Source organism: Reinekea sp. (assembly GCF_046710285.1).
Taxonomy (GTDB): Bacteria; Pseudomonadota; Gammaproteobacteria; order Pseudomonadales; family Natronospirillaceae; genus Reinekea.
Genome location: NZ_JBKEGY010000048.1, coordinates 1 through 10689, shown reverse-complemented (window position 1 = coordinate 10689; position 10689 = coordinate 1). Strand labels below are relative to the sequence as shown.

Annotated in this window: 10 protein-coding genes; all 10 read right to left on the bottom strand. The window is 43.5% G+C overall.

Features of this window, described 5'->3' with window-relative positions:
• Positions 1 to 691 (bottom strand): AMP-binding protein (locus ACI882_RS18005; RefSeq protein ID WP_411748589.1); only part of this gene is annotated, 691 nt, incomplete at its 3' end.
• 9 nt (positions 692 to 700) lie between these two features.
• Positions 701 to 1492, bottom strand: a complete 792-nt coding sequence (locus ACI882_RS18000; RefSeq protein WP_411746477.1) for an ABC transporter ATP-binding protein — start codon at positions 1490 to 1492, stop codon at positions 701 to 703.
• Positions 1493 to 1554: 62 nt separating this feature from the next.
• Positions 1555 to 2751: an ABC transporter substrate-binding protein gene (locus tag ACI882_RS17995; protein WP_411746478.1), complete on the bottom strand. Its 1197-nt coding sequence runs from the start codon at positions 2749 to 2751 to the stop codon at positions 1555 to 1557.
• 19 nt (positions 2752 to 2770) lie between these two features.
• Positions 2771 to 3823: a branched-chain amino acid ABC transporter permease gene (locus ACI882_RS17990; RefSeq protein WP_411746479.1), complete on the bottom strand. Its 1053-nt coding sequence runs from the start codon at positions 3821 to 3823 to the stop codon at positions 2771 to 2773.
• Positions 3820 to 4824: a branched-chain amino acid ABC transporter permease gene (locus ACI882_RS17985; protein ID WP_411746480.1), complete on the bottom strand. Its 1005-nt coding sequence runs from the start codon at positions 4822 to 4824 to the stop codon at positions 3820 to 3822. Before ACI882_RS17985 ends, ACI882_RS17990 begins: the two co-directional genes overlap by 4 nt.
• On the bottom strand, positions 4824 to 5597 hold the full coding sequence (locus ACI882_RS17980; RefSeq protein WP_411746481.1) for an ABC transporter ATP-binding protein: 774 nt from the start codon (positions 5595 to 5597) through the stop codon (positions 4824 to 4826). Before ACI882_RS17980 ends, ACI882_RS17985 begins: the two co-directional genes overlap by 1 nt.
• 353 nt (positions 5598 to 5950) lie before the next feature.
• A complete protein-coding gene (gene fos / locus ACI882_RS17975) occupies positions 5951 to 6349 on the bottom strand; it encodes a fosfomycin resistance glutathione transferase (protein WP_411745802.1) in 399 nt (132 codons plus the stop codon).
• Between the two features lie 135 nt (positions 6350 to 6484).
• The gene (locus ACI882_RS17970) at positions 6485 to 6904 is read right to left on the bottom strand and encodes a hypothetical protein (RefSeq protein WP_411745801.1); all 420 of its coding nucleotides are present in this window, start codon (positions 6902 to 6904) and stop codon (positions 6485 to 6487) included.
• A 1512-nt stretch (positions 6905 to 8416) separates the two neighbouring features.
• Positions 8417 to 9301: a hypothetical protein gene (locus tag ACI882_RS17965; RefSeq protein WP_411745800.1), complete on the bottom strand. Its 885-nt coding sequence runs from the start codon at positions 9299 to 9301 to the stop codon at positions 8417 to 8419.
• Positions 9301 to 10584 carry an AAA family ATPase gene (locus ACI882_RS17960; RefSeq protein WP_411746482.1) on the bottom strand — a complete coding sequence of 428 codons (1284 nt, stop codon included), beginning with the start codon at positions 10582 to 10584 and terminating at the stop codon, positions 9301 to 9303. Before ACI882_RS17960 ends, ACI882_RS17965 begins: the two co-directional genes overlap by 1 nt.
• Between the last annotated feature and the right edge of the window lie 105 nt (positions 10585 to 10689).

Sequence of the window (10689 nt, the reverse complement as noted above, 5' to 3'; positions counted from 1 at the left end):
AGGGCAGATAGCTCAATAAGTTCATACCGGGCTCGGTTTCAATTGCATCACGTATAACCAACATCTCATGCCAAATATTATGGTAAGAGATCATCGCCGCTTTCGGCAATCCTGTGGAGCCACTGGTGAAAACAATCAGCGCTGTGTCATCGGCGACCTGTTGATCATGTCGTTCGTTAACGCAGTCCGGTTTTCTCTGTAAAGCTTGATAACCAGACGCCTGTAATTCTTTCAAAGTGATGAGTTTTGGATGATCGTATTTGTCCAACCCTTTCGGATCAAAAACAATAATGTGTTTCAGCAAAGGCAGTTGGTCTTCAATCATCAAGACTTTATCAACCTGTTCTTGATCCTCACAGAACACCATTGTGCAGTCGGCACTTTTCAACAGATAAACCACTTCATTAGACGGGCTGGTTGGGTAAACACCACAAACCACGCCACCCATAAAGTTAACGCCCAGTTGTGCCAGCACCCAGTCTTCACAGTTTTCAGCAATAATGCCGATATGGCAACCGCGCTCACCATCCAACTCAATCAAACCAGCCGCAATAGACGCAGTGACGGTAAGGAAGTCTTGCCAGGTTTGCTGCTGCCAAATACCATGTTTTTTTTGCCGCAAAGCAATTTCGCTCGGATAAGCCTCGGCATTCATCTGCAATATTTGCGTCAGGCTGTAATACGATTTCATCTTCTCTCCTCAGTTCAGCCAGCGCTTGCGTCGCTTATAATGTTTAACATCTCGGAAAGACTTTTCGCCGTCGGCATCACCCATGCCCAGATAAAAAGTCTGAATGTCTTTATTGGCTTTCAGTTCATCAATACGGCCTTCTAGAACAACCTTGCCATTCTCAACAATATAGCCCTGATGCGAAACAGAAAATGCCGCCCGTGCATTCTGTTCTACTAGCAGCATACTGACATTCTGCTCACTATTTATCTGCGCAATGATGGCGAATATTTCTTCCACCAGCTTGGGTGCTAAGCCTAAAGAAGGCTCATCGAGCAGAATCAGTTTGGGTTCGGCAATCAGTGCTCGAGCCATCGCGAGCATTTGTTGTTCGCCGCCAGAAAGCAAACCGGCGAGTTGCCGTGTACGTTCTTTCAAGCGTGGGAAATAGGTATAGACCTGATCAAAACCTTGCAGCGCTTTGCGACCCGTCAGTGCATAGGTCGCCGCTTTCAAGTTATCTTCTACCGACATGTCGGCAAAAATACGACGCCCTTCTCTTACATGCACCAAACCCCTACGCGCCAGTAAATGAGGCTTTAACTGACGTACGGAATCTCCATCAAAGATGATATCTCCCGCTTCGATATGACCGTCCTCTAAGGCTAACAAACCTGAGGCAGCTTTTAGGACCGTGGTTTTACCGGCCCCGTTCGCCCCCAGCAACGCGGTGATTTCCCCCGGTCTCACAGAGATAGAAAAACCCTTCAATACCTGAACGGCGTGATGGTAATTCACGTTGATGTTGTTGATTTGCAGCATTCATTGGTCCTAGTTGACGTTTATCGAGCGGAACCTAGATCGGTTAACCGATCCATAGTTGATCAGGTTTCAATCCAATCAGACACCGGCGTAAATAACTTAGATTCTGCGCTGTAGCGATAAACGCGACCTTGGCCAATTTTGTGTTCGGCTAACGACACCGGCTTACCGAAAAAGCCGCCGCTGTCCCAATCTTTTATGCCACGCATAGAGGCCATGAGATTATCGGCCGTGATCGGTTTATCAGCCTCGATGGTCATCTCCATCGACTTTTTCCAAATCAACAGATTGATATAAGCTTCCAAGGCCCAAGTTACTATGTAGCCGGGGAAGTCTGGGTTCTGATTCTTTTTCCAAGCATTGACTTCTTGGTAATAAGGCGCGTCTTGCATGTCATAGAAGTACCTATACGGCATCACACCCTGATATCCATCAAGGAAAGGGCCAGCTTGATCAGTAACCTTATCGGCGACAACTTTTTCCATGCCCCAGAAGGTCCCCATGAACTGCGTTGGCAAACCAAAAGCTCTTGCCGCTCCAATAAGTTGTGGCCAAACGCCTGTCACATAGCCCTGAAGAATAGCGTATTCTGGATTTGCTTGAGCCAGCTTGGTCACGTGCGATTCGATATCGGCACCCGCCGTTTTGGTCACTTCTTCCAGCACTATCTTAATCCCCAGTTCTGCACAAACTTTTCTCGCATGCGGAATTGGATCACGTCCGAATTCAGAATCGGAATAAACCAGTGCAACGGTTTTACCGCCTTTGCTGGCAATGTCTCTGAGCAGAATTTCGACCTGATCTTGATAGCTGGGCCCGGCCATAAACTGATAGGGTCGTTTGGCTGGATCGGCCAGAGATGAGGCAAAAGAAGTCGACATCATCATGACCGCTTTATCGCCAGTCAAAGATGGACCTACCAACTCCATAAAACCGGTTGAGTCTCCGAAGTAACCATGTAATGGGCCACTGGCGCGTGCGCGTTCGAAGTTAGCCAAGGCATTTTTCGGAACGTAGCCGGAATCTTCTACTTCAATTTTTATGGGTTTACCGCCAATTCCGCCGGAATCATTCACCATCATGGTAAAGTCGGCTAGTGCCGGTGCCACCAGTTGGCCGGCTGTGGCAAACGGTCCGGTCATCGGTAACGAACCACCAACCCGCCAAACTTTTTCTTCGGCGCGAACAATCGCTGGGGCTAAACTAGCTGCCGTTAAGGCTGCGCCTGCTTTAATAAAGGTACGACGTTTCATAGACATGAGTGTTTCCCTCTTGTTTTTATTTTGAGAATGGCCAACGTGCGACAACGCGCCAGAATCGATCCCATATCGACACCAAACCCATGGGTTCGAAAATTAGAAATAGAATAATCATTAAGCCAAAGACAATGTCCCGAATAGAACTGAAATGAATCAACGCCCTACCATCGCCGCCTGTGATCCAACCGCTCACTATCTTCAGCATTTCCGGAATCATCAGTATCAACAAGGTACCAAACACCGGTCCTAACGTGCGCCCCATACCACCCGCTATTAGACAAACCACCAAGGTAATAGAGAGGTTCAAACTGAAATCTTCAGGCAGTATGGCCGGAAAAAAATACGCCCACAATGAGCCAGCGGCACCGCAATAGGCAGCGGAGATCGCAAAGCTTTTTAGTTTATAAGCAAATAGAGAAATACCGAGAATTTCTGCCGAGTGATCATTGTCTCGAATGCCAATTAGTGCCCGCCCGAACCGAGTGCGAAACAGATTCTGCGCAAACAGCACCATGACCAAGCAGACCGGAATAATAAAATAATATTTTTGGGTATTACTGAGCATTTCCTGCCCGAAGAACATGGCATTGGGTGTTTCGATCCCCTGCCGTCCTCCGGTCCAAGCGGCCAACCAATCCTGACGAATAAAAAACAAGATGATAAAATTGGCCGACAGAGTTGCTACCGCCAAATAGAGCCCTTTAACTCGCAGTGACGGCAAGCCAAATAAAAAACCAAACCCTGCGGCAATAAGAGTTGAAATAAGCAAGGTGATGAGCGGGAAAAGATTTTCAACATACTGATGCAAAACAACAGTGGTGTAAGCACCCACTGCGAAAAAAGCGCCATGCCCAAGTGACATCAACCCAGTGTATCCAACCAGAACGTTAACACCTGTGACCGCAATAACATAAATAGCAATTTGCCCTGCCAGCAATAACACATAGTTGTCTGCAAACAACGGCAGCGTAAAAAGAAAAACAACCGAGAGTACGAACCCAGTTCGTTTGGCCCAATTATTCCAGAGACTCTCGTCGGCGGCGTAGCTGGTTTTAAAGTTTCCGGTAATCATATTCGCTCAATCTCCGCCTGACCCATGAGCCCGTTCGGCCGCCAAATAATTACTAGCAGTACCAACACGTAGGGAACAATTTCAGCGTACTCCCCACCAAACTTCCATTGCGTAAAGGCTTCAAATATTCCAATAATCATCGAGGCAATGAATACACCAGCATAGGAATCTAAACCGCCCATCAACACGACAGCCAATACCGACAAGCCGAACAAACCCAGTGTAGGTGACAAACCGTTTCGGCTGGCCAGAATAGCACCCGCGATAGCACCAGTTGTGGCGGCAACAACCCAAGCTGTAGTAAACACGGCGGGCACATTAATACCCATGGCATAAGCGGTAGATTGATCTTCGGCGGTAGCGCGCACCGCAACGCCAGAACGGGTGTAGCGCAAAACCAGCAACAGTCCAATAAACAGAGTGATTGCAATTACGAAATTAATGGCGGATGAGCTGAACAGAAAGACTTGCGCATCAAAAACTGTAAAGCGGATAGGAAAATTAGGCCCAAGCGGGGGTACCTGATCGATATCAGCTGACCAAATTAGGCTGGCGCTGCCTTCCAACACCCAGATTAACCCTACGGTACAGAGAATCATGGACAGGCTGCTCTTGCCGATCAACGGTCGCATAAAAGCGCGTTCAATAAACACAGCCAACAACGCGTTGCAGACCAGTGAACCCACCACTCCCAAAATAATACGCGGCAAATTACTTACCCAAGCCGCTATGGCGGCCTTGGGCGAAAACATCACCGCCCCTTCTTTGTACGCGAGCAGCCATTCCGGCTCCCATTTGGCAACCCAATCTGGCATAAACTCGGCACCGGGCAGAATCACCGAGAATGTAAAATAGAAATAAGCGCCGAACATAATGATGTGCCCATGCGCAAAACTAACAACTTTTGTAGATTTGAAGATCGACACTATACCGACGGCAATTAGCGCATACAGTGCCCCGTTCATAATACCGTTGAGCAAATACTGAATGACCTGCGCCATTAGGCCACCTCCATTTCACTACTGCCCAGGTAGGCTTCAATGACCTGAGGGTTTGACTGAACGTCGGCTGGTGCTCCAGCGGCAATCTGCTTGCCAAAATTCAGCACTACGACCTGATCAGAAATATCCATCACCATGCCCATGTCGTGCTCAACCAGTAAAATAGTGGTACCCCACTGCTCCTGTATATCCAGTATAAAACGGGCAATGTCTTCGGTTTCTTCGCGGTTCATTCCGGCTACGGGTTCATCGAGCATCAGCAACTTTGGTTTCATCGCAAGTGCTCGTGCTAATTCAACACGCTTTTGCAAGCCATACGGCAGTGCAGCCACGGGCGCTTTTCGGATGTGGTCTAGTTCCAGAAAATCGATAATGTCGCGCTCTATTTCTTCACGGAAGGCTATTTCTTCACGCTGCGCACGACCGTAATACCAGCCCCCACTGAACAAACCAGACTTCAGCCTAGTGTGTCCACCAAGTTTTATGTTATCGAGTACCGACATGCCCCGGAACAGAGCTAAGTTTTGAAAAGTACGGGACATGCCACGCTTAGCACGACGATCAGGACGCTCGCGAGTGATGTCCTCACCTTGAAAAAGAATCGCACCGCTCTGAGGCTGGTAGAAGCCGGAAATGATATTGAATAGACTGGTTTTACCGGCACCGTTCGGCCCGATAATAGAAGTGATTTCGCCTTCGCGCGCTGTAAAGCTCAGATCAACAAGTGCACGAATACCACCAAAACTCAAACTTGCGTTTGAAACGGTCAGCATTAGATTTTACTCTCCGTATAAGCTGTTCATAGACAGCCGTTGTTTTTATTATTACGGTCATACTAAACACAGTTGATATAGACTGTCAAAAGAATTGGAGCAGCTTCAAAAACAACTCAGTGGCTAACCTAAGCCTAATGAGTAAGCTTACTACTTAATGAGAAACCAAGAGGGTTGCAAGTTTCCCGAAAACCTTATCAATAAGCTTACTTATATAGTCGAGATACTGAGCACATAGGGTATCTCGCTCAAAGCAATCAGTCGCCAGACATAGAATAACGAATCATCTTTCCAATCTCGCGTAAGCTTCTTTACAAGCTCTGATTGTTCGAGCACCTGTGTATTGTTATATTTTAGTACCACGTTAACCCGTTGTAGGGTTTCATCTTCAGTTCGTACAGCCGACTCTGCAAACTACCCACATGAATCTCTAATTTGTGACCATCAGGGTCGAGGATATATATCGAATCCCCTTCGCTGATATTGTCTTTCCATGTTTTTACACCCGCCGATTGTAGCTGAGCACAATATCTATCGTAGTCGATGATTGAGACACTGAAGGCAATATGGCTATAGTCTTTTGCAGGTAAAGCCTCTCCTGATGATAAGCATACCCACAGGTCTGCTATAGATAGATAAGCGCCTGACTCCCAGGATACCTCGGGCTTCATTCCTAGAATTGAAACATAAAAGTCGAAAGATTTCGCCAAGTCGCTTACAGCAATAGTGATGTGATTCAGCCCTTTTAACACAACGCCTCCAAAAAATTATAACGCGAAGCTAACCTAACAGCTTGGGTTTTATTTAAAAGCGATTCAAAACCGAGCTTCAACAGAACTTTAGCTAATACGTTGTTTTCACCAGTCCGATGCTGGTGTTTGTTAATTTTAAGCCCACTTACTTGATTGGGGCATTTCTAAACCTAATCCATAGATTAATCGTATAATCTGACCTTCATGCATAATCTCATGCTCGTAAAGACTGGCTAGGACATTTTCTGTGTTTTCAGTCCAATCGACATCAGAGAGCACTTTATCAAATCGGTCTTGTGTCTGCTGCAATGCTCTTTCGTAGTTTGCTTTATCGCTGTCGTCAGCTATGGAACAACTAAAGCCTTGCCACTCACCGGCTAATAACGCGTTGAAATAACTTTCACGAGCACCGACAACACACCATAGGTGATCTTCAATAGTTTTATACTTTGGCACATCTAACTTTGAAGAGAATTGCACCTCAGTTAAAGAGCTAGCAAGTTCGTTAAGGACATTGAAACGTTCCTTGATATTTCTGATTACGATCTCTCTCATATTCACCTACGAAAATTAACGCTTAGCTAAGTGGTATAATAGTTGGCTTGATTTTCTGTGCTACTTTGCAAAAAACGAGAAAACTATTTTACCATTTTAAGCAACTTATAATATTTACGTTTACAATGAGCTACTTTTGAAAAGTAAGTGAATCAAAAGTAGCGGTAGCAAATTATTAATTAGTTGAGAATTACTTTCGCTGCATATATCTAATAAATCCCAACCATCAGTTCCCATTATTTCAATAGATTTAACATTTATAGTTTCAACTTCCGGCTTATTAAAACACCAATCACCTGACACACGAAAGATGCCAAAATTTGTATTTATACGACTAATGCTGAAAAGTTGCATTCAACCTCTTTGTAAATTTAACGCCAAAGTTTAGGGCGAGCGTGAGCGAGTCCATAGCCCGCCGATTTGGCGGAGAAAAGTAGGCTAATTCTAACAACTTATTGTTAAGTGTTTCGTTGAACGCTCGAGATTCCAAGTCTTAGTACCTTTTTGGCATATTTCTGCACATAGCTCTTTTCACATGACAGAAGCCCATTTGCTACTCCAGTTGTTTGCTCTCTGTTAAGCCAAAGAGCAAACCTTAGCTGCTCAATAAACTGTTCATCAATATCTCCAGCCGAGAACCTATTTAGAATTGTATGCAACATTCGTGATTCTTGCTGTTTCGACAATTTAACGTGTTTAAGTTGTCTTGATATTTTTGACCGAAATCTATTGTGTCCAAAGCCACGTGTGCTGGTGCACATATATTCCACTGCAACATCCACGGCCATTGGGCAGCGAAGTTGAACTCGTTCATAGATATGCTTCAAATAAAGCGCTTCAAACCTGCCAAAATAGTCTCTTGGCATTGTCTCAGTGTATTTCGAGAGCAAACTAGGTCTAGCCATTTATTTAGCACCTAACGAGGCTATAGGAAAACCTCGACCATTTTAAATTCGCTAATTTTAGGCTATTTTTGGACCTAAAATAGGTCAACATTTACAATAATAGCCCGTTTTCTTGCCTGAAAATAATTTCAGCATACACTCCTAACGGAAGGTTTTCTGAAATGTGAGTTTTTCTACAGCTTGAACGCAAAGCTTAGCGGCGAGCGGATGCGAGTCCACAGCCAACCGCGAAGCGGTGTATTTAAGGCTGTATTGCTTGTTACAACTTGTGGCCTGTGGCTCTTAACTATCACGTGCCTACGTGCTTAATAATTTATAGTTTTCCATCAAACTTCGCTTCTAGCGCGATATTTTAGCTTGATGGCCTTTAAACTCGTTTGCCAGCTTAACGAGGCAGGCTACTCACTCTACCCTAGCTTGGGAGCGATGACTATTGCGTACAAGCTAGCCTTTGTAATTTGTAAACTGTTGCACTCAAAGCCACAAATTTTTACGAGCAAAGCTCAACTTTGGTACTGGCTTAGATCATCAGGTTCAAATGCCCTTCCGACTGTAACGTTCATAGCACGCGCGAGTTCACGAGTCGCTCGTGCCTATGTTTGTTACTTTAAGCAACGGCATTTAGCCTCGAAACTAGATTGCTGTAGTACTCGTCATTTGTATCACGAACACTTTGAATGTACTTATCAAGCATTAGCATTTCAACAATACTTTTTGGAGTGCTTTTATGATTAGATATTTTTTTTAAAACGTACGTAATTACATTGTAGGAAAGATCTTCAATTAACTTCCCATAGCAACACAGCAGAGGGCAGTATTCACTAGTAATTATATGTGTAAAAGCTGGCCGCGTAATTTCTGTTTTCTTACATTCAATATATTGCATCAGTTTACCCCTGTCTAATCTAGGTGTCTTCTTTGGATTGCAAAATCTCTCGCCACCAACGCCCGTAATGAACTTGACACCCTGCGATTGGAAAATCAATTCCAATCTAAGCAGTCTTTTCCCTATTAATTTAAAGTCTCTGAATGCAACTGAAATATCATGATCAAGTTGTTCGGGAATTTCCTCTACAGTTATTAGGCTCGCTATCGTATTTCTAGTGTTTTCTTCAACAAAAACATCGTTCTCCCAGCTATATCCCTTCGTATATAGGATATAAGGTGAATCAATATTCGTAGACTGAAAGAATTCAAGGTCTCTATCCTTTGCTACTACAACATTATGGATTTCCCCTGACTCAATCTTCTTACAGATATCGGAAGATGCGGTTTTCGAACCGACTGCTCGAAATTTAACAATCTTATTTAAGCCATGAGAATTAAATATCCCACTCCAAAATTTCACGTCGATAGAGGATTCGTTAGCTTCTCCATTAAGTGCTTCTTCGGCTGAAAATGACTTTTTACCACCTTCCGTATATACAATAAGGTCGACACCGTAAAAGAGGTGGGAATTTGATATTCCTGAATTTGTTCTAGAAAATGACATTAAAACATCTTCTCCATATCAAATACTTTGTCGTCGAAAACGCTAACAACATCAGGAGAATGGGTTGCAAAAATAATTTGTGCATTCGGATTAATGGTCCTCAAATTTTCAACTAAGCTCTCTTGCCACTTTACGTGCAAAGATAATTCAGGCTCATCTGCGATATATACCCAGGTTTTCTTGCCCTGCAAAAGCGCTTCACCCAATACAATTAAAAGCTGCTTTTCTCCTGAGGAAAGGCGGTGTAATGAAAGGTCTTTACCAGACTGTGTTGTAACTTGAAGCTCGTTTTGAGAGTTAATGGAAAACTGTTTTCTTTGCATCATTGAATTGATGATTTTTAAAAATGTATCTCTAGGTTCGAATATTACTTTTCTTTTAGCAATTGACTTCTCCCATTCTTCGACAATGTAATCAATTCGTTCAGTGCCAATTAGAACAGAAATGTCTGTATTCGTTAAAGCAGTTGTCTCATCCGAAGATAGTTTTTCCTTTGCTTTTGCCAACGCATCGAAATGGCTTTCAATTCGTCCTGTGAATTCTTTTGGTTTTACCTGAAACTGGTTGAAAATACCAACAAGGGCTTGCTTCTCTTCATCTATATCGATCTCTTTCGCGGTTGAAAAGAAAGCTTTTCCACTCTTCCGATATAACATTGAAAGAAAGACTTCTTTCTGAAAATTTTCGAATTGTTCAGACCCAGACTTACCTAATGTGGAAAAATATCTAACTAACCGATTTGTCAGTTCTTTAAGTTTTCTATCCACTGTGGATTCATTGTTTTCTTTTTCAAAATCGTCACTTGATGAGCTAGCCCGATGAACAGATAGCCAACTCACATTTACCAAATTATTAAGGGATCTTCGTAAACTATGCCCATGCCGCCTTATTAGCTCCCTTTCCATTAAGTGGCGAGGATAGCGCCTAATTAGCATTTGTTCTTCGAATTCATCAAGTGATATTTTAACCGGTTTTTCGCTAGCAGATTCTTTTAGCTCGTATTCAACGGACGAAAATGGTGTTTCTCGATTAGGCTTCTTAGTGATAGTAATAGATGGTTTCTTTCTATTTGATCTAGATTTCAACTTTATGGTTATTTTAGAAAACTCTAGCCTATCAAGCTCCTGAAAATCTGCCCCAAGTGCAGCTACAATGATGTTGATGGCGGTAGTTTTTCCTGAACCGTTAATACCAATAACGAAATTTACATCATCATAAAAGTTAAATTCAAGGGATCTTTCACCCCAAAAACCATCAACTATCACACTATCAATTAAGTTCATTCCATCTATCCATGTAAGTTAAATCTGAAAGTAACGAGCCTGTAGATTAACTCAATTCTACCGAGCACTCTCAACAGGCTTCTCAATTATTTTATTACTTACCAA

Coding starts and splice junctions, on each gene's coding strand:
- ACI882_RS18000 (WP_411746477.1), bottom strand. CDS start 1,492: ATGCTGCAAATCAACAACATCAACGTGAATTACCATCACGCCGTTCAG.
- ACI882_RS17985 (WP_411746480.1), bottom strand. CDS start 4,824: ATGGCGCAGGTCATTCAGTATTTGCTCAACGGTATTATGAACGGGGCA.
- ACI882_RS17980 (WP_411746481.1), bottom strand. CDS start 5,597: ATGCTGACCGTTTCAAACGCAAGTTTGAGTTTTGGTGGTATTCGTGCA.
- ACI882_RS17995 (WP_411746478.1), bottom strand. CDS start 2,751: ATGTCTATGAAACGTCGTACCTTTATTAAAGCAGGCGCAGCCTTAACG.
- ACI882_RS17960 (WP_411746482.1), bottom strand. CDS start 10,584: ATGAACTTAATTGATAGTGTGATAGTTGATGGTTTTTGGGGTGAAAGA.
- ACI882_RS17965 (WP_411745800.1), bottom strand. CDS start 9,301: ATGTCATTTTCTAGAACAAATTCAGGAATATCAAATTCCCACCTCTTT.
- ACI882_RS17990 (WP_411746479.1), bottom strand. CDS start 3,823: ATGATTACCGGAAACTTTAAAACCAGCTACGCCGCCGACGAGAGTCTC.
- ACI882_RS17970 (WP_411745801.1), bottom strand. CDS start 6,904: ATGAGAGAGATCGTAATCAGAAATATCAAGGAACGTTTCAATGTCCTT.